At 59.1% G+C, this 24,214-nt stretch carries 16 protein-coding genes and 1 tRNA gene; 5 read left to right on the forward strand and 12 right to left on the reverse strand.

Going from position 1 to position 24,214, the window contains the following annotated elements; all coding sequences use genetic code 11:
• Nucleotides 1-106 precede the first annotated feature (106 nt).
• Nucleotides 107-2,374, forward strand: coding sequence for a glycogen/starch/alpha-glucan family phosphorylase (gene glgP, locus ACKUUJ_RS08625; RefSeq protein WP_409065304.1), 2,268 nt, complete (start codon nt 107-109; stop codon nt 2,372-2,374).
• 455 nt (nt 2,375-2,829) lie between these two features.
• On the opposite strand, the gene ACKUUJ_RS08630 is transcribed toward glgP, so the two are convergent.
• The 5 genes from ACKUUJ_RS08630 to ACKUUJ_RS08650 all read right to left on the reverse strand — a co-directional run bounded on the left by ACKUUJ_RS08630 (nt 2,830) and on the right by ACKUUJ_RS08650 (nt 8,221).
• Nucleotides 2,830-4,029: an ABC transporter ATP-binding protein gene (locus ACKUUJ_RS08630; protein WP_196022639.1), complete on the reverse strand. Its 1,200-nt coding sequence runs from the start codon at nt 4,027-4,029 to the stop codon at nt 2,830-2,832.
• A 68-nt stretch (nt 4,030-4,097) separates the two neighbouring features.
• Nucleotides 4,098-4,937, reverse strand: coding sequence for a carbohydrate ABC transporter permease (locus tag ACKUUJ_RS08635; protein ID WP_022095055.1), 840 nt, complete (start codon nt 4,935-4,937; stop codon nt 4,098-4,100).
• On the reverse strand, nt 4,937-5,791 hold the full coding sequence (locus ACKUUJ_RS08640) for a carbohydrate ABC transporter permease (RefSeq protein WP_006235864.1): 855 nt from the start codon (nt 5,789-5,791) through the stop codon (nt 4,937-4,939). The genes ACKUUJ_RS08635 and ACKUUJ_RS08640 overlap by 1 nt, the downstream gene beginning before the upstream one ends.
• 87 nt (nt 5,792-5,878) lie before the next feature.
• On the reverse strand, nt 5,879-7,195 hold the full coding sequence (locus ACKUUJ_RS08645) for an ABC transporter substrate-binding protein (RefSeq protein ID WP_006235863.1): 1,317 nt from the start codon (nt 7,193-7,195) through the stop codon (nt 5,879-5,881).
• Between the two features lie 306 nt (nt 7,196-7,501).
• The gene (locus tag ACKUUJ_RS08650) at nt 7,502-8,221 is read right to left on the reverse strand and encodes a GntR family transcriptional regulator (RefSeq protein ID WP_409065305.1); all 720 of its coding nucleotides are present in this window, start codon (nt 8,219-8,221) and stop codon (nt 7,502-7,504) included.
• Between the two features lie 227 nt (nt 8,222-8,448).
• Between ACKUUJ_RS08650 and ACKUUJ_RS08655 the strand changes: the two genes are divergently transcribed.
• The 4 genes from ACKUUJ_RS08655 (at nt 8,449) to ACKUUJ_RS08670 (ending at nt 13,192) form a co-directional block, all read left to right on the forward strand.
• The gene (locus ACKUUJ_RS08655; RefSeq protein ID WP_409065306.1) at nt 8,449-10,899 is read left to right on the forward strand and encodes a PTS transporter subunit EIIC; all 2,451 of its coding nucleotides are present in this window, start codon (nt 8,449-8,451) and stop codon (nt 10,897-10,899) included.
• Between the two features lie 125 nt (nt 10,900-11,024).
• Complete coding sequence (locus ACKUUJ_RS08660) at nt 11,025-12,038, forward strand: polyprenyl synthetase family protein (RefSeq protein WP_368156184.1); 1,014 nt, start codon at nt 11,025-11,027, stop codon at nt 12,036-12,038.
• A gap of 138 nt (nt 12,039-12,176) precedes the next feature.
• Entirely contained in the window at nt 12,177-13,082 is a 906-nt protein-coding gene (locus ACKUUJ_RS08665; RefSeq protein ID WP_409065307.1) for a peptidoglycan-binding domain-containing protein, read from the forward strand.
• A gap of 38 nt (nt 13,083-13,120) precedes the next feature.
• Nucleotides 13,121-13,192: transfer RNA gene (locus ACKUUJ_RS08670), tRNA-Gln, on the forward strand.
• 514 nt (nt 13,193-13,706) lie between these two features.
• Here ACKUUJ_RS08670 and ACKUUJ_RS08675 read toward each other — a convergent pair.
• From ACKUUJ_RS08675 to alr, 7 genes are all read right to left on the reverse strand, one after another.
• Entirely contained in the window at nt 13,707-15,896 is a 2,190-nt protein-coding gene (locus ACKUUJ_RS08675) for a hypothetical protein (RefSeq protein ID WP_409065308.1), read from the reverse strand.
• A gap of 240 nt (nt 15,897-16,136) precedes the next feature.
• Nucleotides 16,137-16,607, reverse strand: coding sequence for an IS200/IS605 family transposase (gene tnpA / locus ACKUUJ_RS08680; RefSeq protein ID WP_346964807.1), 471 nt, complete (start codon nt 16,605-16,607; stop codon nt 16,137-16,139).
• A gap of 237 nt (nt 16,608-16,844) precedes the next feature.
• Nucleotides 16,845-18,734 carry a carbon starvation protein A gene (locus ACKUUJ_RS08685; RefSeq protein ID WP_409065309.1) on the reverse strand — a complete coding sequence of 630 codons (1,890 nt, stop codon included), beginning with the start codon at nt 18,732-18,734 and terminating at the stop codon, nt 16,845-16,847.
• Between the two features lie 811 nt (nt 18,735-19,545).
• Nucleotides 19,546-21,930: a tRNA (adenosine(37)-N6)-threonylcarbamoyltransferase complex transferase subunit TsaD gene (gene tsaD / locus ACKUUJ_RS08690; RefSeq protein ID WP_409065310.1), complete on the reverse strand. Its 2,385-nt coding sequence runs from the start codon at nt 21,928-21,930 to the stop codon at nt 19,546-19,548.
• Entirely contained in the window at nt 21,917-22,423 is a 507-nt protein-coding gene (tsaE, locus tag ACKUUJ_RS08695) for a tRNA (adenosine(37)-N6)-threonylcarbamoyltransferase complex ATPase subunit type 1 TsaE (RefSeq protein ID WP_409065311.1), read from the reverse strand. The genes tsaD and tsaE overlap by 14 nt, the downstream gene beginning before the upstream one ends.
• 15 nt (nt 22,424-22,438) lie before the next feature.
• Nucleotides 22,439-23,059, reverse strand: coding sequence for a uracil-DNA glycosylase (locus tag ACKUUJ_RS08700; RefSeq protein WP_349125498.1), 621 nt, complete (start codon nt 23,057-23,059; stop codon nt 22,439-22,441).
• An 8-nt stretch (nt 23,060-23,067) separates the two neighbouring features.
• On the reverse strand, nt 23,068-24,213 hold the full coding sequence (gene alr, locus ACKUUJ_RS08705; RefSeq protein WP_349125497.1) for an alanine racemase: 1,146 nt from the start codon (nt 24,211-24,213) through the stop codon (nt 23,068-23,070).
• Nucleotide 24,214: the final 1 nt, after the last annotated feature.

Consider the following 24,214-nt stretch of genomic DNA (forward strand, 5'->3'; position numbering starts at 1 on the left):
CCCACCGTGCGGACGCGCTTGCTTTTCCCGCGCGAGGCCACCCCAATCCCCTCGCGCGGGCTTCTTATGAATTGCAGACATGAAACAACCCATCACAGGAGAAAACATGCCCCAAATTAACCTCATGGAACTCGCCGAGCAGTCTTTTGGCACCTCGCTCGAGCAGCTCGACGACCGTCGCATTTACAAGCTGTTGGTCAAACTCGTGCAGGAGCGCTCCGCCGCCTGCCCGCTCAACAACGGCAAGAAAAAGCTCTATTACATTTCCGCCGAATTTTTGATCGGCAAGCTGCTCATCAACAACATGATCGACCTCGGCATCTACGACGAGGTTAAGGACCAGCTCACCGCCGCAGGTCACGACCTCAACAAGATCGAGGAATTCGAGGTCGAGCCGTCACTCGGCAACGGCGGCCTGGGCCGCTTGGCCGCATGCTTCCTGGATTCCATCGCCACGCTGGGCTTGACCGGCGATGGCGTGGGCCTCAACTATCACTACGGTCTGTTCCGTCAGCGCTTTGTCGACAACCAGCAGAAGGCCGTCCCCGACGAGTGGCTCGGTGAGCAGGACATCCTAGTCGACGATGACCGCTCCTACACCGTCGAGTTCGGCGATTTTGCCGTTACTTCCAAGCTCGTCAACATCGATGTGCCCGGTTACGGCCAGCCCACCAAGAACCGCCTGCGCCTGTTCGACCTGGCAAGCGTCGACGACGGCCTGGTCCCCGGCAGTTCCATCGACTTCGACAAGACCGAGATCGCCAAGAACCTCACCCTGTTCCTCTACCCCGACGATTCCGACGAGCAGGGCCGCCTACTTCGCATCTATCAGGAGTACTTCATGGTGAGCAACGCCGCCCAGCTCCTGATCGACGAGGCCGTCGAGCGCGGCAGCAACCTGCACGATCTGGCCGATTACGCCGTGGTCCAGATTAACGACACGCACCCCACCATGGTCATCCCCGAGCTCATTCGCTTGCTCACCACCGAGCACGGCATCGAGTTTGACGAGGCCGTGACCATCGTACGCTCCATGGTCGCCTACACTAATCACACGATTCTTGCCGAGGCGCTCGAGAAGTGGCCGCTCGCCAGCCTGCAGAAGGTCTCCCCTGCCATCGCCGACATTATCGTCAAGCTCGATGAGATCGCGAAGGCCGAGCACGATGACCCGCGCGTCGCCATCATCGACGAGCACGACACCGTCCACATGGCCCACATGGACATCCACTTTGGCTTCTCCATCAACGGCGTAGCCGCCCTCCACACCAAGATCCTGGAGGACACCGAGCTTCATCCGTTCTACGAGATCTATCCCAAGAAGTTCTCCAACAAGACCAACGGCATCACCTTCCGCCGCTGGATCCATGGGGCCAACCCCGCGCTCGCCAGCCTGCTCGACGATGTGATCGGCACCGACTGGCGCAGCACCGGCGATCTGAGCAAACTCGCCAAGTTCGCCGACGACAAGGACGTTCTTGAGCGCCTGGCCGCCACCAAGGTCGAGGCCAAGGCCATCATGCGCCAGTTCATGGCGCTCGAGCAGGGCGTGACCATTCCCTCCAACGCCATCATCGACGTCCAGGTCAAGCGCATCCACGAGTACAAGCGCCAGCAGATGCTCGCGCTCTACATCATCTGGAAGTACCTCGATATCAAGAACGGCAACAGACCTAAGCACCCCGTCACCATCATCTTTGGCGGCAAGGCGGCGCCTGCCTACACTATCGCGCAGGACATCATCCATCTGATCTTGACGCTGTCGCAGTGGATTGCAAACGACCCCGACGTGGCTCCCTACCTGCAGGTCATCATGATCGAGAACTACAACGTCACCGCCGCCGAGCGCGTGATCCCCGCCGCTGATATCTCCGAGCAGATCAGCCTGGCCTCCAAGGAGGCGAGCGGCACCTCCAACATGAAGTTCATGCTCAACGGCGCCCTAACCCTGTGCACGCTCGACGGCGCCAACGTGGAGATTGCCGAGCTCGTGGGCGACGAGAATATCTATACCTTTGGTGCCTCGTCCAAACAGGTCGAGCAGCTCTATGCCGACGGCACCTATGACGCCGGTGTGCTCTACCGCAAGCCCGGCATTAAACTGCTGGTGGACTTCATCACCAACCCGGCCTTTATGGCGACCGGCAACGTCGAGCGCCTGCAGCGCCTGCACGATGACATTAAGGGCAAGGACTGGTTTATGGCCCTGCTCGACATCGAGGAGTACATCCAGACCAAGGAGCGCGTGTTGGCCGACTACGAGGACCAGGACGCCTGGATGCGCAAGGCGCTGATCAACATCGCCAACGCCGGCACCTTCTCGTCTGACCGCACGATCTCCCAGTACAACGACGAGATCTGGCACCTAGACTAACCCATTCCCCTTACCCATCCTCTTGGAAGCGGAGTCGCGGCAACGCGGCTCCGCTTTTTGTGCCGATACGCCGGCCCGTGATTTGTCTCGACCAAATAATCTCGATCTGTAACAGCTACTCGGTAAAAACGGTCCCAGCTGTTACAGATTGAGACATACCGGCCCCTTCCCTTGGGTTTATCTCAGTCTGTAACATCTAGCAGCTGAAATTCACCTTTGGTGTTACAGATTTAGATGAAATGGTTAGCTCAGCGGAACCGTCTCGATCTGTAACATCTAACGTCCGAAATCGGCCCTACCCGTTACAGATCGAGACAAACGACCGGTCAGACAATCCCAACACAAAGAAAGGCTCCCCTCTCGCCCAGTGGACGGGAGGGGAGCCTTATATGTGACCGCGGCAAAAGGATGGCAATACCGCAGTCGCCCAAAGGGAGGGCCTGGATGCACCGGGCCTAGATAAGGTTCTTGCCAGAGACCTTATCGAAGAGGTGGGTCGCGTTCTTCTCGAACTTGAACCAGATGGTGTCGCCAGCCTTGAGCGCGCCCTTGGCCTCGAGGTCGACGACGGGGATAATCAGGACAAACTGGCCGTCGGGAGCGGTCACGTGGACATGCTCGGTCGAGCCCATGAGCTCGGTCACCTCGACGGTACCCTGGAGCGCGCCCTCCTCGCCCTTGTCGGCAAGCAGGATCTGCTCGGGACGCACGCCGGCCGTAATCTCCTTCACGTCGCCGCCGTTCCAGTTGAGGGCAAGCTGAGCGCAAGTCTCGGGGGCGAGCGCCACGTTCATATCCTCGGTCTTGACGGTAAAGCCGTTGCCCGAGCGCACCAGCTGGGCATCGAAGAAGTTCATCTGCGGCACGCCGATGAAACCGGCGACGAAGATGTTCGCGGGATGGTTGAAGACCTCCTGCGGCGTGGCGATCTGCTGGACGACGCCGTCCTTCATGACCACGATACGGTCGCCAAGGGTCATGGCCTCGGTCTGGTCGTGAGTAACATAAATGAACGTGCCCTTGATCTCGTGGCGCAGCTTAATGAGCTCGGCACGCATCTGGTTACGAAGCTTGGCGTCCAGGTTGGACAGCGGCTCGTCCATCAGGAAAACCTTGGGGTCACGCACGATGGCGCGGCCGATAGCGACACGCTGGCGCTGGCCGCCGGAGAGCGCCTTGGGCTTACGGTCGAGGTACTCGGTAATGCCCAGAATCTCGGCAGCAGAGCGAACCTTGCGGTCGATCTCGTCCTTGGGAACCTTCTTGAGCTCGAGCGTAAATGCCATGTTCTCGTACACCGTCATATTGGGGTACAGAGCGTAGCTCTGGAACACCATGGCGATGTCGCGGTCCTTGGGAGCGACGTCGTTGACACGCTTGCCATCGATGAGCACATCGCCCGAGGTAATGTCCTCCAGGCCGGCGACCATGCGCATCGTCGTGGACTTACCGCAGCCAGAGGGGCCAACGAGGACGACGAACTCCTGGTCGTGAACGGTGAGGTTGAAGTCCTCTACAGCGAGCACACCGTCCTCGGTAACCTTGAGGTTGTGCTTCTTCTCCTCGGTCTTCTTCTTTTTGCCAAAGAAGCCCTTCTTTTTTGACTCGTTGTTGGGATACACCTTCTGAACATGTTTGAGAACAATCTCGGCCATGTCTTTACCTTTCGATACGCGGCGCCGCGCTGAGGGACGCCGCCAAAACTTGCAAAACAGTTACGGCATCAGCCCTTGACGGCACCTGCCACCACACCGTCGATGATGTACTTCTGGCAGAGGATGTACATGATGACGATGGGGATAACGACCATCATGATGCAGGCCATCATGGGGCCGAGCTCGACGTGGCCGTAGCCGCCGCGGAAGTACTGGATCAAGATAGGAATGGTCTTGTACTTGGTGGAGTCGAGCGTAAGGTAGGGCAGCAGGTAGTCGTTCCAGACCCACATGGTCTCGAGAATGCCGACCGAAAGATAGGTGGGCTTCATGATGGGAAGGACAATCTTAAAGAACACCTGGACCGGGTTGCAGCCGTCGATCATGGCCGCCTCCTCGATCTCGAGCGGGATGTTCTTTACAAAGCCGGCGAACATAAAGACCGCCAGGCCCGCGCCAAAGCCCAGATAGATAAAGCAGATGTTGAACGGCGTGTTAAAGCCGATGCGGTCCGCCAAATTGGACAGCGTGAACATGAGCATCTGGAACGGCACGACCATCGAGAACACGAACAGGTAATAGAAGAAGTTCGAGATCTTGTTGTTGACACGAACCACGTACCAAGCGCACATGGAGCAGCACACCAAGATCAGCACGACCGACGTGACCGTGATGATGAGCGAGTACATAAATGCCGAGGCAAAGCCCTGCTCGTTAAGGGCGTGCATGTAGTTTGCGAGGCCGTTGAACGTCTCGGGCGTGAGCAGATCGAATGCCGTGGTGGTGCTGATTGCGGTCGCTTTCTTAAAAGAATTAAGCGCAATCATGAACACGGGGTAGATCCACGCGAGCGACAGGATCGTAAAGAAAATCGAGAGCGCGCGGTTGATAACCTTATCGCGTTTCATTACTGCTGCACCTCCTTGGACCTCGTGGCCTTAAGCTGGATCATGGAGATGGCCACGACCAGGATGCAGAAGATAACCGCCTTGGCCTGACCAATGCCCTGCCATGCGATACCGGCACGCGAATAGAACGTGTTGTAGATGTTCAGGGCGAGCATCTCGGTGGAGTGCGCGGGGGCGCCGCCGGTAAGGGCGAGGTTCTGGTCGAACAGCTTAAAGCCGTTGGTGATGGACAGGAACAGGCAGATGGTGATGGTCGGCATCAGGTTAGGGATCTTAACCTTCCAAAACGTCTGCCATGCCGTAGCGCCGTCGACCTTGGCGGCCTCGATGTAGTCGGACGGAATGGACTGCAGACCAGCGATGTAGATGATCATCATGTAGCCGACCTGCTGCCACAGGGTCAGGATGATAAGGCCCCAGAAGCCAGCAGCAGAGTTAAGAGCGATGAGCTGGGCGCCCACGTTGGAGAGCAGGCAGTTGATCAGAATCTGCCAAATGTAGCCCAGCACGATGCCGCCGATCAGGTTAGGCATAAAGAAGATCGTACGGAAGATGTTGGTGCCTTTGAGCGCCTTGCGGGTGAGCGCCTGCGCAATGGCCAGGGCGATCACGTTGATGAGCACCGTCGACAGGAAGGCAAACGCCACGGTAAAGAAGAACGACGTGGAGAACTGCGGATCGGACAGCGCGCGCACGTAGTTCTCGATACCGACAAAGTGCGCGTTACTAATGATAATAAACTGGCAGAACGAGAGATAGAAGCCCTGGATAAAAGGGATCACGAACCCGATCATAAACGCCAGGCACGTGGGCAGCATAAAGAGCGGCCACCAGCGCTTGAGTGCTTTGCCCATAAAAGGGTCCTTTCAATATGCAGGGGGCGGGCAAACCAACGTCTGCCCGCCCCCTGTCGCTAATCAGATAGCTTGGGCAGCAACTGCTTACTCGGAAGCGGCCTTCTCGGTCTTCCAGCCATCGACGAAGGCGTTCTTGACGCCGTCCCACTTGCTGTTATCGGCAGCGTAGGCAATCAGAGCCTGCTTGAGGTTCTTCTTCCACTCCTCGGAGGGAATGTAGACGAAGTCCCAAGCGACGGTCTTCTTGCCGTCCTTGGCCATGGCAACGGCCTGCTGCGAGAAGACGTTGGTGGTCTCCTTGGCGCTCTTGAACGGAGCGGTCAGACCCATCTTGTCGGCGATGATGCTGGTCGGGGTGTCAGCGGTGACGCACCAATACATGAAGTCCTCGGTGGCCTTCTGGGCATCCTCGGAAGCCTGGGAACTGACGCACCAGTAGTTCTCGCCGCCGGAGCACAGGCCCTGGTTCTCCTCGCCGTCAACACCGATGTAGATCGGCATCATGCCAATCTGATCGTCGGTCATGCCGGCCTTGACGAGGTCAGAGTAGGCCCAAGAGCCGTTCTGGTAGAAGACGGCCTTGCCGGTTGCGAACTCGTTGGTGGCGTCGTCGCCGGTCTTGGAAGCAAGCTGCGAAGGATCGCAGGTGGAGTCGGTGATGTACAGGTCGAAGATCTGCTTGTAGTTGTCGAGGAACTCACCCTTGATCTCGTCGTCCTCCTGGTTGTGCTCCTTCTCAAACTCGTAGTAGAGCGGCATGTTGGCAAGGTGGGTGGTGTAGCGCCAGCTGGAGGAGTCGTCCATGCCGGCGGAAGTGAAGGCACCCTCGACACCAAGCTCGTCCTTGCGGGCCTGGATGTCATCGGCACAAGCCTTCAGCTTGTCGAAGGAGTTGATGTCCTCGGCCTTGTAGCCAGCCTTCTCGAGCAGCTGCTTGTTGTAGATGATGCCGAAGCTCTCCTGGACCCAGTCGATGCACACATCCTTGCCGTCGGACTGCAGAGCCAGGGAGTCATCAATGAGCTCACCGCGCAGCTTGGTATCGGACAGGTCGGCGCAGTAATCCTTCCAGTTCTTAAGACCGGTGGGGCCGTTGACCTGGAACAGGGTCGGAGCGGAGCTCTTGGACATCTCGGACTTAAGCTTCTCCTCGTAGGTGTTGGAAGCGGCGGTCACGATCTTGACCTCGACGCCCTTCTCCTTCTTATAGGCCTTGGCGATCTCCTTCCACTCCTTGTCGACCTCGGGCTTGAATTGGAGGAAGTAGACCTCGGCAGCGTCACCAGAAGCAGAGGAGCCGGAGCCGGCAGAACCACCGCAACCCACGAGACCCAGACCAAGAACCGCAGCCGCGGAACCAGCAAAGCCCAGGAACTGCCTTCTGCTCATTTCGTTCTTCATTACAATCCACCCTTTCACACCGTGGCGGCACCCTTTGCCGCCGCCTTCGGAGATTGGCTCGGGGACTTTGCCCCTTTTGCTGATTTGAACGATACGCTATTTGGCTAGTTGTTTGAACAAGTATTACTAGAGCGGTAGAAAAACTTCGGTGAACGGTAATTTCAACTTGATACTTGACAAGTTTTGTATAAACAATTATTTGTTATCGAATGCAGAGAAAACGCCCGGTCAAACCGATGCATCGTCGGTTTGACCGGGCGTTTTCGCTTTGAGGACATGAGTCTCGTCAGGCTGCGAGCTAGCCGGCTATCGCTTGGAGTTGACGCGGTAGTGGAAGATCTCGGGGTGTGTGCGAGTGTGCGTCACCTCAAACAAGATGCCATCCGAGGTGTACGACTGACTCTCCATGACGGCAACGCAGTTGTATTTGCCGAGGTCAAGATAGCTGCAGTCCTCATCGTTGGCGAGCTCGACACTCACCGTACGACGGCTCGCCATCACTTTGACACCGCGCTTGTGCTCCAGATAGCCGTAAATAGAATCTGCCGCGATCTCGGGAGTCAGGCCCTTGGCGATCGACGCCAAAAAATAGCCATGGTCCACTTGGCGCGCATTGCCGTTGAGGCTTCGGACACGCACTACGCGAATCAGCTCCTCGCCCACCTTAAAGCCCAGGCGACGAGAGAGCTGCTCGGTGCAAATCAAATGTTCAAAGGACTTAACGTCCGTCGATGCAACGGCATTGTTGCGTTTTGCGAACTCGCCAAACGACTCAACCTCTTCGAGTGCGCCCAACATGTCGGTTTCGCCCTTAAGCCAAATAACGCGCACGCCCTTGCCGTGTATGGGCTGCACAAACATCCCGTCGGCCAGCATGCTCAAAGCGCGGCGGACGGTATTGCGCGTGCAGCCAAATTCCGCGGTCAGCTCGGCTTCGGTTGGCAGCATCTCCTGAAACGCATAGGTCCCGTTAATGATGCGCGAACGGATCTCGCGGTAGATTCCTTCGTAAATCGCTTTTGGCATGACTTCACCTCTAATGAATATGTATGGCTAGGCAGGATAGCATTTCTTAAAGTTGTTTAAACCGATTATCGGCAAAGCGACAGGATTTAACCGTTGACGGTTTCTGTCGCGCCCAAACCGGTTTCGCTCAAAACTGCCGGTACGACAATCGTCTGGTCCTCTACAATGAATCCATTGTTTAAACGTTTCACCACGCGCAACGCGCCTCGATATTCGGGAGGCAGAACATGCTGCAAAAAATCCAACGCTTTGGCGGGGCAATGTTCGCGCCCGCCATGCTGTTTTCTATATCAGGCCTCATGGTCGGCGTCTCCGCTCTCGCAACGACCGCGGACATCGTCGGCGATCTCGCCGTATACGGAACCCCTTGGTACGTTTTTTGGACCATCATCCAGCGCGGCTCGTGGACGGTCTTTAAGCGCCTTCCGCTCCTTTTTGCTGTAGCGCTGCCCATCGGCCTTGCCCAAAAGCAACCGGCACGTTGCTGCCTCGAGGCACTCGTGGCCTATTTTGCCTATTGCTTCTTTTTGAGCGAAATCGTTAAGCTGAGCGGAGACAATCTTGGACTTAAGTACCCGTCGTCTTTGACCTCCGCTAGCGGCATCACCATCATCGACGGCATCAAGACGCTCGACACCGGCATTATCGGCCCACTGGCGGTATCGGCAACCGTCGTCGCCATCCATGACCGCTTCTACGATGCCAAGGTTCCCGATTGGCTCGGCACCTTCTCGGGCTCCTCGCTGGTCTACCTCATCAGCTTTTTTGCCGTGTTTGCCCTTGCCGCTATCTCGGCCGCCATCGTGCCCTCCGTATACGCAATGACCGAAACGCTGCGCCATGCACTTACGAGCGTCGGCCCCTTTGGCGTGGGCATCTTTGTGCTTTTGGAGCGAGCACTCGAGCCCATGGGGCTGCACCACCTGCTCTACATGCCGATCTACTACGACAACCTGGTCATTAACGACGGCATCTACGCCACGTGGAGCAGCTTGCTCCCCATCCTCTCCCATAGCACGCGCCCCCTTAATGAACTTGCGCCGTGGGCCGGTTTTACCGCCACCGGCTGGGTCAAGCTCTTTGGCCTTCCCGCCATCGCAGCCGCGTTCTACTCCACCGCAAAACCAGAGCGCCGCGCCGGCCTCAGGGTCATCCTTGTTCCCGCCATCATCGCCTCGGTGGTTTGCGGCGTTACCGAGCCACTCGAGTTTCTCTTTATGTTCACCCACCCCGGGCTCTTTTTTCTCTACGCCGTCTTATCGTCTTGCCTTGCCACAACCATGAATCTCTTTGGCATCGTCGGCATCTTCTCGGGCGGCCTCATGGAGATGGCAGCCTTCAACTTTATTCCGCTCATGCGCACGCATGCCAGTGCCTATCTTTTGGCGCTCGGTATCGGCCTTGCCTTTAGCCTCATCTTTTTTGTTAGTTTTCGAGCACTCATCTTGATCTATGACCTTAAGACGCCGGGCCGCGAGGATCATGTCGCCAATCGCGCGGCAATCGATCATTTAACGGGAAGCGGCTTTGCCAAAGAGCAATCTCCCAATGACGAGGTCAATAGTCAATCCGATCAAGATCACGTCCTCGCTGAGCGGGTAATTCAGCTTTTAGGTGGCGTTGGCAATATTGCGGGCGCAACCAACTGCGCCACGCGCCTGCGCGTCGAGGTCGCAGACCCTTCCATCGTTGCAGATAACGCGTCGTTTGTCGCGGCGGGCGCCAAGGGCCTCATCATTACGGGCAAGACCGCCCAGGTGATCATCGGCATCTCCGTTCCCCGCGTTAAAGAGCATTTTGACCAGATCATGGGCCTCGAGCCGGGATTTGTACCCACCGCCTCGGCCTCCCCTGTCGCCAGCCCAACCCACAAGCACGGCGATATCTGCTTCTTCGACATTGACGGCACGCTCGCGTGGCAAGACCCTCGAGTGGCACAAGAGCTTCCCGAGAGCGAGCGAGACCTCTCCCCCTATCCCAATGAAGCGGTCTCGCAAGCCATCCGTGATTTTGTTGCCAAGGGCAATATGGCGTTTATCTGCACAGGGCGCACCTTCAGCTGCATCCACCCCAAACTTCTTGAGCTGCCCTGGACCGGCATCGTCTGTCTTGCGGGCGGTTACGCCGAGATCAACGGACACGCAATTCGCGATCTGTCGATGACGCCCGGCATGCTGCAGCGCCTTGCCCCCTATCTTGAGCAGTCGGGCGAGGTCATCCGCTTTGAGGGCCTCAACGGCGTCGTGCGCATGAGTGCCGATGCCCCCGATGCCCCCGGATACGCGCGCACCCTGGGCGACGCAGTCACGCAGCTGCAACATTACAGTGCCTACAAGATCTTGATGTCTACATCGCTCGCCAACCACATCGCTCAAGATAAGGCACTTGAGCCGCTGCTGTGCTTTAACGAGCTCGAACTCGAGGTAACCGAAATCTCGCCCCGCGAATGCACGAAGCGCGGGGGCATCCAGTCTGTACTCGACGCCCTCGATCCCCACCACGGAACCGTATACGGCATCGGCGACGCCAGCAATGACGTCTCGCTGATGAACGCCGTCGATGTCGGTATCGCCATGGGCAATGCGCCGGACTATCTTAAAAAGCGCGCCGACTACATCACCGACTCGGTCGACAAAGATGGCGTCGTCAAGGCGCTCGAGCACTTTAGGCTTATATAAGCAGCCGGCACGCGCACGCGTCCCGTTTCCCCAAATCGCCAAAACAGACGCGCCGGCAACTCCAATGTGGCAATATGGTATCTGCACACCGCAACGATGCAACCTAAGAAAGAATGCGAGAACCCGTGTCCAGTCCGTTTACCAGCTTTTTAGCCCAGCACTTTGGCCAGATCAACGACTATCTGGCCACGTTCTTTGACGGACAGGCGACCTCTGCCGATATCGAGCGCTACCTGTATACCCCGCTCTCGACATTTACGGCCAATGCCGGCAAGCGCCACCGCCCGCTCATCTGCATGCTCGCCGCCACCGCGGTAGGTGGCAGCTTTGAGAGCGCCCGCAGCGCGGCGGCAGCTATCGAGCACTTTCAGTCGGGAGCGCTTATCCATGACGACATAGCCGACAACGGCCAGCTGCGTCGCGGCAAGCCTTGCATGCACCTTACCGAGGGCACGGGCCTTGCCATCAACTGCGGCGATTTAGCGCTCACCATGGTCACCAAGACGGTTCTCGACGACCCCACACTCGAGGCAGACGTGAAACTCCGTGTACTCCACGAGCTCACCGAGATGATCGTTCGCACCATCGAGGGCCAGGCGCTCGACTTGGGCTGGGTCCGCGATGGACGCTTTGACATCTCGGTCGACGATTATCTGGACATGGCAACACACAAGACGGCGTACTACAGCGGAGCCACGCCACTTGCCGCCGGAGCCATTATCGGCGGCGGCAGCGATGGGCAAATCGAAGCGCTGCGCGCCTTTGGTCTACACACGGGCCTTGCCTTTCAGATTCAGGACGATCTGCTCAACTTGATCGGCACCAAAGAGGCCGCCAACAAGGACTTCCGCACCGATATCACCGAGGGCAAGCGCACCCTCGTCGCCGTGCACGCCCTGTCAGACGAGCGTTATCACGACGAGGTCGAGGCAATCCTTTCCTCGGGCACCGAGGACCCCGCGCAACTTGCACGCGCCGTGGAGATCTTCCAGGAGACCGGCTCCATCGATTACGCCCACACTTACGCGCTCGACCTGACCGCCAAGGCCAAAGCGGCCATCGAGAACGTTGAGCTTGATCCGCACGCACGCGAGCTGTTCCTCTCCATGGCAGATTTCTTTGTGGAGCGCCTTAACTAGCGGGGGTAATAAAACCTGTCAGCAGCGTATTTGGGTACAACTTGCTACACTGTTGAGTGCATGTTTATGCATCCCTTTGCGTTGTCTATCCGACACACGCTCAAATAGTACGAATGGTACGCCGAAAGGGGTTCGTTCATGGAACCTATTACAACGGGCATGCAGGGAGCAGCCGTCGAGGACGTCCAGTCCCGCCTTCTGCAGCTCGGCTATACAATCGATGACACCGAGGTCTCCGACAAGCGCTTTGGCACCACCACCGAGCAGGCTGTTGGCACCTTTAGGCTCGACAGTGGCCTTGCCGCTGGCTGCGCCGTCGATATCCCCTGTTGGAGCGCCCTGGTAGACGCCTCGTATAAACTGGGCGACCGCACGCTCTATCTGCGCATGCCCAATTTCCATGGCGCCGACGTTCAGGCCCTGCAGCGCGCGCTCAACGTTTTGGGTTTTGCCTGCGGAGAGGACGACGGCTATTTTGGCCCGCACACCGAGGCCGCTCTGCAGCAGTTCCAGGAAAATGTTGGCCTGTTTGCCGATGGCATGGCGTTCCAGGATACCTACGCCTATATCAACCGCCTGCATCACGTGTGGGAGGGCAAGCCCTCGGTTACCGAGGCCGAGTCGCGCATCGGTTTTGCCCGCGCCGCCAACGTGCTCGAGCGCTTCCAGATTGCCGTCATCGGTGAGGACCCCATCGCACGCAGCGTTGCATCGCGCATGTGGAACATCGCCACGGCGACGACCGACAGCAGCGGCATGATGCTTTGCGATTCCGAGGTTCCGACCGACGTGGATCTGGTGCTCGAGATCGCAAGCGATGAGCTGCCCGCAGATGCTGCGCCGCGCGCCACGATCGCCCTTGCCGAGTGTCACAACCTTGCACAGCGCATCCGCACCGCCAATGTCGCCGCGCAGCAAAAGCCCGCGCGCATCCGCATTGAGCTCACGGGCATGACGCGCTACAACGGAACCTTCACCGCAAGTGATGCGCAGACACTCGCCGTACGCCTGCTCGATGGCGTTTGCGATGCCCTCGCAGATTAGGTAAACTAAACGGGTTGCTTTTGGGCAACACTACACATTGGGACGTAGTTCAACGGTAGAACTCCGGTTTTTGGTGCCGGCTGTTGGGGGTTCGAATCCCTCCGTCCCAGCCCCAAAGAACATAGCGCTCCAGGCTCTTATGAACCTGGAGCGCTTTTTCGTGGGCATGCGGAGGGATTCGAACCCGCAAGGGTGCGGAGCTGAGGAAACGCGAAGCGTTTTCCAGCGCAGCACGCAAGGAGCGAAGCGACGCAGCGGGGCGCGGCCGCCGGCAGGCGGACGCGGAATCCCTCCGTCCCACGTCGACCGAGAGCTCCTCGCGTTAAGAAAATCGAGCCAACGCCGCCAAGCGGAGGGATTCGAACCCGCAAGGAATCTACCTATATAAGACAGACGCCCCAAGCCCGAAAGGACCAAGAGCGCCTTACATCTAGAAAATATCAGCCCAGTTCCGAAAAGCGAGGCGCCATCTACAAAATGGCGCGTGGCCCCGGCGGGCCGGGCATTAAGTTTGTCGCGAGTTCCGCACGCAAAGAAGGCCACTTAATGTGGCCTCCGTCGTGAGCAGGACTGTAGAGCAGGAAACCTAAGCCGGTGTCCACGCTCTCCCGGGGCCGGCGAAATTTAGTTGTTCAGCATGCGGTCGAAGCTTCCCGAGTCGCCATCCCGATAGTCGGCGGTCATCAGAATCTCCTGCGGAATGCGTCCGCCCTCGCGCAGCACGTTGCGGAACTGCACGCGCGTGACCATAGGCAAATCTTTGATCGTCGCCGCTAGGTTCTGCGGCACGCCCTGGTTGGCAGCCGCGGGCTCACACTCACCGCCGGCCTTCACGCGGCGCTTGTGCTCGGCGAGCATGGCGCGATACATACCGGCATGCAGGCGAATCTCAACAACATTGGCATTACGGGTCTGCTCGACAATGCGCGCACCCTCTCGGTCGATATCGCCCACGTAGTAGACATAGTTAAAGCGATAGCCGATCTCGGCCAGATAATCATCCAGTGCGTGCGAAACGCTCGCCTTGCAGCCACCGCCAAAGATCACGCCACCCACCTTGGTGCCAAAAAGCTTAGCGTGCTTGCGGCCGCGCAGGAGCTTGACGATCTCGTCATAGGTGTCCAGGTTCTCGACCATAATGAACGGCTTGTCGGCGCCCAGCGTAAAGAAGCCCGTAAAGTGCACAGGACGGTTGGGAGCAACCTTGATTGCCTGCATGCTAATGCCCTTTTCGGTCATACGCCGAATCAGACGCTCGCCATGCTTGCCGTCAAAGGCCTTCTCATCGTTAAAAATCTGGTAGGCGCGCTGGCGACGCGAAGCGACCGGCGTGTCGGCGCCGCGATTCTGCTCTATCCAAGCCTGGATGATCGCAATCTCCTCGGCAATCTTGCGGTTGGACATCTCGTTGTGCTGAGTGCGCTGCGGAGCCTTTTTGCCGTCCTTGCCCTCGACCTTAACAATTTGAGTCTGCTGCTCCTTAATCTTGGAGAGCGCCGTAGGCGTGGGAACGACCTTGAGCAGCTGCCTGCCCAGGACACGGGCCAGAGCAAACGCCGAAACCTCGCCATGAGCGAGCGGCTCAGGCTGCTGGGGGGCCACATCGTTTGCAGTCGGTTTGGACTGCGCCTGGGATTTGCGCTTGGAATCTGCCTGAGCTTTACGCTCTTGCTTTGGCGCGGACGGACCCTTTTGCAGGCGCTCGGGCTTGTCCCCCTTCGCCGGCTGGCGCTTGGGTTGCTCCACCGGGGCCTCAGCCTTCACATCCTTGCTTTGCGTCGCCGCCTTCTCGGCCGGGGCCTCGGCATTTGAGCCACGACCGCCACGGTGACGACGACGGCGGGGCTTGCTCGAAGCGCTCTCCCCCGTCTGCTTATCAGCGGACTGCTGAGCTTTGACCTCGGCGTCGGCCGCAGGCTGCGACTCGGAAGGTTGCTGCTCGCAAGCCACCGGCTCAACGGTTTTCTCAGTTTGTTCGGCCTTATCGGCCTGAGCGGTCGAAGCCGGCTCGCCCTTCTCCTGACGCTTTACGGGATACGCGCGTCCCGCAAAACCGCGGCCGGGACGACACGAACCCGGAGCCCTCTTGGCAGACTCCTCAACATCGTCCGCAACCTCGGAAGGCTCTTCAGCTTCATGCGCGACATCCTGCTGCACAGCCTTAAAGTGAGCACCGCGACGACGCTTGGGCTCTTGGGCCTCCACGGGCTTTTGCTCCTTCGCGGGCTTCTGCGACTCAGCGGCAACCTCGGTCACAACAGTCTCGGTATCGAGTTCATCCTTTTGAGCCACGGCACGACGGAAGCGCTCCTGCTGGGCACGGCGCTGAGCATCGCGCTTGCCGCCCCCACCAAAACCGCCGCGGCCGGCCTTGGCCGTAAAGGCGCGAACGACGTTCTCATCGAGCAGCTCGTCGGTATCGACATGCTCGCGCGGGGCCGTTTCCACCGAAGCGGGCACCTCGACAACGTCCTCGACGGCCTCTTCGACAGCCTCGGCAAGCTGCTCCTGAGCATCACTTATCTCGGCATGAATGGTATAGAACGCCGGACGTCCGTTAATGCCGCTGCCCTCGATCTTGGTAACGATCTTTGCCGCGATGAGTTCGTCGCGCATCGCCTTGGTGTCGCATTCCTTATCGACGGAGCGGAAAATCTGCGCCAGCGCGCTCGACTTGATCTTGAGTGCCTTGCGGCAGAGCAGGTCGTAGGCAACTAGCTTGGCACGCTCGGCAGAAAGCGACGTCTGGCTGCTCAGACGCTCAGCCAGGGCATCGACATTATTTTGGTTATCGGAATATACCGTCTTGGCCACGGGGCCCCTTTCATATGTACACATATACGTCTATATGGTACAACGCGCGCCCTTATCCACGCAAAACATCTGCGAGAACACTCGGGCATCGCCCGCTTTTGCATCAAAACCACCCCTAAAAGGGGTGGTTTGCTCTTAGGGTATAACCCTTGGATTTCCGGCACGCGTCTAAAGGCGCCGGCCCTCACGGGGTTCGGGCCGCACTGCAGATTGACCCGTGACGGGCCGGTCAAACCGGCGCTATTTACGCCCCGGCCCCCTATCGAAGGGGTCCTCGTACTCCTTGACGCTCAGCCGGTCGATCGCGATGTCGGCCTTCTCCTGCTCCCGGATGTACTTCGCAATGGTGGCCTCGTTCAGGCCGACGGTGGACACGTAGTAGCCCTCGGCCCAGAACTTCCTGTTGCCGAACTTGTACTTCATGTTCGCGTGCTTGTCGAATATCATCAGCGAGCTCTTCCCCTTCAGGTAGCCCATCACGCTCGATACGCTGTACTTCGGCGGTATCGCCAGCAGCATGTGGACGTGGTCGGGCATCAGGTGCCCCTCGATGATCTCTATCCCCTTGTACTGGCAGAGTTTCCTGAAGATCTCCCCAAGGTCGGACCTTATTTGGTTGTAGATGACTTTGCGCCTATACTTCGGCGTGAACACGACGTGGTACTTGCACATCCACTTCGTGTGCGACAGGCTGTAGGCCTTCTGGGCCATACGCCACCACCGCCCTCTCGACTCGGATTCCTTGCGGCCTGAACAATCGCAAGTGTCCGGCGAGGGGGCGGCTTTGTAAAGCCGTTTGGCCCCACCCGCATAGCGGGTGGTTTCTGATGCGGCGCGCTGCGCGCCCCGCACAGGCTAAAGCCCGTAATGAAAAAAGACCGAGCCCGCGCAGCCGCGGACCCGGTCTTATCGAGTTGTATAGATGTGACGTTCAACTCGTCAGGTCGATTACGCCTTGGCAGCCTCGGCGTCGGCGGGAGCCTCGGCGGCAGCGGCGCGGCCATACTCGACTTTGCCCATCTCGGACCACTCGGGCTCCTCGTCGGGCATGGAACCGGCCTCCTTGCCGAAGAACTCCTTGAGGCAGTTGACGGCAACGATGAGGCCCAGGACCATCAGCAGGACGGCGAAGACGAGCTGCAGACCCTTGGTGGCGGCGACGGAAACGGCAGCCGTGGTGGCGGTAGCCGGGATGGTGCCGAAGAAGCCGTAGGCCTGGACGGCGGTCATGCAGCCCATGGCGCTCTGGACCAGCGAGGTGAAGGTGCAACAGAGCAGGAAGACAACGGGCACGTAGAGCATCCAACCCTTGCGGCCGGTGCACTTGCAGAACACGGCGAGGGTGATCATGGTCATACCGCCGAGCAGCTGGTTAGAAGCACCAAAGAGCGGCCAGATGTTGGCATAGCCGCCAAAGGCGAGGGCGAGGCCAGGAAGCAGGGTAACGACCGTGGCGAACCAGGGGTTACCGAGGACCTTCATGTAGCCGGCCTTGGACTCGATGGCCAGGGCGTCGTTGGTCTGGGCAAAGAACTCGGAGAACGAGGTGCGAGCGATGCGGGCGACGGCATCGAGCGAGGTCAGGGCCAGAGCGGAAACGTTCATGGTCATGAAGACGGTTGCGAGCGTGCCGTCAACGCCGAAGGCCTGCATACCGCGGGAGATGCCAGCTGCGAAGATCTGGAACGGGGTGGAAGCGACGCCGGCGTTAAGGGCGCCGGTACCGGCGGTGTTCATGTCGGAGAACATGATGCCGGCGACGATGATGGCAAGGATGCCGACGAAGGACTCGACGATCATGGCGCCGTAACCGACCTTGACGGCGTCCTGCTCCTTCTCGACCTGCTTGGAGGAGGTACCAGAAGAAACGAGGCTGTGGAAACCGGAGAGAGCACCGCAGGCAACGGAGACAAACAGGACCGGGAACATCATGCCCGAGGCATTGCTAAAGCCGGTGAAGACCGGAGCGGTGATGGTGGCCTGGCCGTTAGCGCCCAGGACGACGATACCGAGGACAGCGCAGACGATCATGACGATCATCATGATGGAAGTGAGGTAGTCGCGAGGGGTCTTGAGCATCTGGATGGGCATGGCACCGGCAAAGACCAGGTAGACCATGACGACGGCGAACCACTGGAACTTGTCCAGGTAGACCGGGAACTGCATGCCGACGGCGAACATGAGGACCATGAGTACCACGCCGGTGACGAACTCGGCAGCGCCGGTGAGGTTGAACTTCTTCTGGGCCCAACCAAAGGCCATGGCGACGAAGGTGAACAGGATGGAGATGGTGCCAGCGCAGCCGGCGGCATAGGACTTGGTGAAGTCGATGGCACCGGTAGCAGCACCAGAAGCGTCAACGGCCGGGGTGAACATGAACGTCTTGCAGACCATGTCGGTGAAAGCGGCGATGACGATGATGCAGAACAGCCAGCAGAACAGCAGGAACAGGCGACGGCCGGTCTTGCCGATGTACTTCTCGATGAGCTGGGCCAGGGACTTGCCGTTGTTCTTCATCGAGGCGTACAGGGCGCCAAAGTCGTGGACGGCGCCAAAGAAGATGCCGCCGACGAGGACCCAGAGCACGACGGGAAGCCAGCCGAAGGCCATAGCGACGATCGTACCCGTGACAGGGCCGGCACCGCAGATCGAGCTGAACTGGTGCGAGAACGCGGTGAAGGCGGAGACGGGCGAGAAGCTGTTGCCGTCTTTCATGCGCTTGGCCGGCGTGAGGGCCTCTTTGTCAACGCCCCACTTGTTGGCCAGCCATCGGCCATAGCCCAGATAGCCGCAGGCGAGCACCGCCGCGGCCACAACCATGAGCAAAACTCCGTTCATTACATTTCCTCCTCTAAAAAGAACTTCCCAGACATAAAAAATGAGGGCCGTCGGTTGCGCTCGACGGCCCTCATCTTCATCAGCCGCCCGTTATCGTACGGGCTAGCTGTATGTGCCAACCCGCATCAGATAATTACTACGCTGATAATGTTTAGCTGATGCGTGAACATGTCTAAGAAATCCTCTTCAATCATGATGTGAACGATCCGTGCGTCTTCACATCCCCCAGTGGTTGAAAAGGAGTATGAAACTTTAGTTACCTAAAGTCAACGCAAATATGTAATGAATTTTCAACTTTTTTTGAATTTCTCGGTATAAAGCGCCACTGACCTCGGACTTTATCCTGCGACAGTTTTTGCTTGAGAGACGTCCCTGCGCGCCGCGGGAACCGGGCTGCCTATATGAACTTTCCTGCTCTACAGTCCTGCGCAAGACGGAAAGCACATTAAGTGCTTTCCTTTGCGTGCGGAACTCGCGATAAAGTTCATATAGGCAGCCCGGTTCCCGCGGCGCGCAGGGACTCCCATCCCAAATGTGCGGAGCAAAGCTCCGCACGCCAACTTTTTCTTTCAGCTAAAGAACGTCGGAAATTCGACGCTGGCTTGTTAACCTTGCTGGACGTTGTCGACGCCGATCCAGCCCAGAAGCTATATCGATACAGAAAGGCCCCCGACCGGAGGGGCCGGATATAAGGTTTATCGCGAGTTCCGCACGCAAAGAAGGCCACTTAATGTGGCCTTCGTCTTGCGCAGGACTGTAGAGCAGGAAACCTTATATCCGGCCCCTCCGGTCGGGGACCGCACCCGTACGACTACAGCGTCATGTTTGGATCGGCGTCGACATCGAACGGCGAGATTTCACCTCGGTCGAATTTACGGCGAGCGACCTCCGCGATCATGGCGGCGTTATCGGTGCAGGCAGACAAGGGCGGCACCGTTACGCGGATTCCCTGACGCCCGAGTTTCTTGATCATCATCTCGCGCAGATGCGGGTTGGCCGAGACGCCGCCGCCGATGCAATACTCCTTGCACCCGGTAGCATGCAGGGCGTTTTTGGCCTTCTTGTACTGCACGTCAAAGACCGCCGCCTCAAACGAAGCCGCCAAATCGGGCAGGTGAATCGTGCGCCCGGCCTTGGTCTCCTGCTCGATGTAGAGCGTCACCGCCGTCTTGAGGCCCGAAAGCGAGAAGCGGTAGTCTCCCCTGCTGTTCAGCGCGCGGGGAAAATCGATCGCCTTGGGGTTGCCCGTCTCGGCAAGCTTGGAGATGATGGGGCCGCCGGGATAGCCCAGGCCCAGCGCCTTTGCCACCTTGTCAAAGGCTTCGCCCACGGCGTCGTCCAGCGTCTCGCCAAGCACCTCGTAGTCGCCCCATGCCTTTACGTGCACGAGCATGGTGTGCCCGCCCGAAACGAGCGTAAAGATAAACGGAGGATTAAGGTCGGGCTGCGCCAACAGGTTGGCAAACAGGTGACCCTCCAGATGATTGACGCACACGAGCGGTTTGCCAGCAGCATACGCAAAGCCCTTGGCAAAGGCAACACCCACCACCAGGGCACCTACCAGGCCCGGACCCTGCGTCACGCCCACGGCGGCAAGCTCACTTGGCGCAATCGCCCCGCCCTCAAGGCCAAGCGACGCCGCGGCATCTTCAAGCGCCGCATCTACGACGCCCACGATGACCTCAACGTGCTTGCGCGAGGCAATCTCGGGTACCACGCCGCCAAAGCGGGCATGAAAATCAATCTGCGTCGACACCTGGTTGGCCAGCATCTTGCCGTCCGCATCGATAATTGCCACGGCTGTCTCGTCGCAGGAGCTCTCGATGGCAAGCACCAGGCGGCGGCGCTCGATTTCGGCACGCTCCTCAGCGTTGCGTTCGGGCGCGGGCAGCGGCCATACACGCTGTTCGGCAGCCGTCGGCTCGGGCGAGGCATTGTCGAGAGGAAGCACCAGGGGCAGCGGCGCCGTCATGACGATGGCATCCTTGCCGGCACCGTAATAGCCACGGCGACGACCCGCCTCGGTAAAGCCCAGAGCGGCATAGAGCGCAATTGCGGCCTCGTTGCCGTCCTCAACCTCAAGCGAAGCCGTGGTGCAGCCGAGCATCTGCGCGTCATAGCTCACGTGCGACAGAAGCTTGCGGGCGATGCCCTCGCGGCGATGCGCCGGATCGACGGCAACGTCCATAATCTGCACGTCCCCGTCGACGACCATACCGCCGGCAAGGCCCAGGAGCTGGCCGTCATCGTGCGCAACCCACCAGCTGCGCGGAGCGGCAACGTCCTGACCCAGCTCGGACAGGAACATACTCGGGGTCCATGCCTCGTGCCCGGCGCCTTCAAAGCAGGCTGCCTCCAGAGCGCTCGCACCCTCGGCATCAGCCGCACCCATGGGGCGGAACTGCAGATGGCGACCGGCGAGCTCATCAGCCACGCCCGTAATTTCACTCTGCGCGCTCTCGGCAAGCCCAAGACGCCTGCGCTCGTTTTCCTCAGCATCCGAAAGGCGCGTATAGATCGGCAAGACGCGAGCCGGATCGCCATCGCCTGCGGCGTGCGCCATCAGCAGGCCCTCGCCCGAGGGCCACCACAGGTCTCGCTCCACGCAACGCGCCGTCTCATCCTCGCCCAGCAGTTTGCCATAACGCACGAGACCGTCACCAGTTAACTGAACCTGATCCCAGTCCGCGGTCTGGCGCCACTCATCAAGCGCCACGGCGGCCTTGACCACGCGCTCGCGCTCAAACAGACGCTCGGGACCCTCATCCCCCAGCACATAGAGCGCCGGGTACACCTCGCCGCGCATGGCATCGGCAAGAACACCAAGCTTGCCGCGTACGCCGGCCTTCCATGCTGTCCAGGCGCAAGCGTCAAGTGTCGACACGCCCAGCAACGGCACGTTGGCACCGCGTGCCAGACCCTTTGCGGTGGAGATGCCGATGCGCACGCCCGTAAACGAACCCGGGCCGCGGCCGACCACATAACAGCCGACATCGCTGCGATCCAGGCCGGTCTGCTTCAGTACGCCATCAACAGTATTCACGAGCTCCACGTTGGCATGGCGACGGCACATATGGTCGCCAATCACCAGCTTCGCCTCACCCGTCTGCCCATCAATCCAGCTTGCCGCGCAGGCAAGCATGTCGGTCGATGTATCGAGCGCCACCACCAGCGCGTTATCGTTATGCAAGCTCATCTTGTACAGCCTTATCTATCAAATGGGAAAGCTCCCTAGCGCGCTCGCCGTGCGCCTCGAGCGTTATCGTTCGCACGTCGCTGTCGTCCTCGTCGCGCTTAAGCGTCACCGAAAGATACTCATCTGTCAGTTCATCCTGAAACTGCTCGCCCCATTCCAGCAGGCAAACACCCTCATAGCCCAGCACGTCAAAAATGCCCGTATCCTCAAGCTCGTAGGCATGCTCCAGGCGGTACAGATCAAAATGGAACAGCGGAATACGCCCTTGGTCATGAACGGCCATGAGTGCGAACGTAGGGCTTGTGACCATATGCTCATCGCCCAGAGCGCGCGAAACGCCCTTGGTAAAGTGGGTTTTGCCCACCCCGAGGCCGCCGGTCAAGATCAGCACATCGCCATCTTCTAGACACGGTGCGACCAGCTCGCCAAAATGCTCCGTATCGGCAGTACGGGCCGTTCTATAGGTACCTACCCCCAGGCGCTCCAGGGACATATACGCTCCTTATTATTATTCCGAGGCGGTCTCCGGCGCGGGGTGCCGCTCCAGATAGTCGCCCAGCATCTTAAAGTCTTCCTCCAGCAACTCCTGCCACGCCGGATTGCGCAGCGCCGCCGCAGGATGAAACGTCGGCATCACCACAAAGTGGCCCATCTGATGGAACCTGCCGCGCAGCTTGGTAATGCCGATCTCGGTCTTGAGCACAAAGTGCGTTGCGGGGTTACCGAGCGTCACGATGATATCGGGCCAGATGCTTCGAATCTGCTCGCGCAAAAACGGTGAGCAAGCCAGCACTTCCTCGGGACGCGGATTGCGGTTTCCCGGCGGGCGGCACTTAAGCACGTTGGCGATATAGACGTCCTCGCGCTTAAGACCTGCCAGGGACAAAATGCCGTTGAGGTCTTCACCCGCCGCCCCCACAAAAGGTTCGCCCTGCAAATCCTCGTTGCGACCCGGTGCTTCACCAATAAACATGACGCGAGCGTGGGGGTTTCCCACGCCAAACACGATGTTATGGCGCGACTGATAGAGCTGGCAGAGATGGCAGTCGCCTAAAACAGCCTCAATCTCCTCGAGTGCGACCTCACGTGGCGCCTGATGGGTATGGCCGGGAATGTGCATGACGCCCATAGCGGCTCCTACACGTAGACCTTGTCGAGACGCATGCCAAAGCCGCAGGCGACCTCGTAGTTAATCGTTCCGCGCAGTCGGGCCATCTCGTCCATAGTGATCTCGGCATCGCCATCGCGGCCGACAATAATCATCTCGTCACCATACTCGGCCTCGGGAATCTCGTGTGCCGGGTTGGACTGAATGGCGACCATAAACTGATCCATGCAGATATTGCCAACCTGACGCACGCGCTCGCCGCGATACAGCACATCCATACGATTGGAAAGCGTACGCGATAGGCCGTCGGCATAACCGATCGGCAGCGTGCAGATCTGAACGCGCGTACGCGGTACGCGGTAGGTAAAACCGTAGCCCACGCCCTCGCCCATCGCAGGGTGCGCCACGCGCGTCACGCGCGCATGAACGCTCATAACGGGATCGAGCTGCATCACACGGCTACTCAGCTCGCACGGCTGCATGCCATACAAGCCAACGCCGGCGCGAATCATATCAAAATGCATCGAGGGGTCGAGCATCGAGGACGGCGTGTTGGCGCAATGCACGATACCGCACTCAAAACCCGCATCCTTAATGGCCTGAACGGCCTCGGTAAAGCGCTGGCACTGCAGCTTGTAGTCCCAGCCCGAAGGTTCATCGGCCGTGGCGAAGTGCGTAAATACGCCGTCGCACTGAATACCGCGATGGAAATCAATACCGCGGACAAAGTCGAGCACCTGCGTGTAATGTACGCCGATGCGGTTCATGCCCGTCTCGATGGCGAGATGATACTTGCCCACCTTGCCCGCCGCGACGGCACATTCGCCATACGCAAGAGCAAAGTCGGACGTATAGACCGAGGGCATGATATCGAACTCGAGCAACGTCGGAATGGCCTCGATAGGCGGCTCGCTTAGGATAAGGACGGGTTTCGTAATCCCGCCCTGTCGGAGCTCAACGCCCTCGTTAACCGTCGCCACGGCAAACATGTCGGCGCCGGCCGAATACATAATCTTGGCGCACTCAACAGCTCCATGACCATAAGCGTCGGCTTTAACCACGCAGCACAGGCGCTGACGCGGATTCAGCAAATTCTTATAGGCCCTCGTGTTGCGGCGAAGCGCCCCGCGGTCGATCTCGACCCAGGACCAACGCGTCAAATCGGCTTTATTCATA

This window comes from Collinsella sp. wc0583, assembly GCF_046116915.1.
Classification (GTDB): Bacteria; Actinomycetota; Coriobacteriia; order Coriobacteriales; family Coriobacteriaceae; genus Collinsella.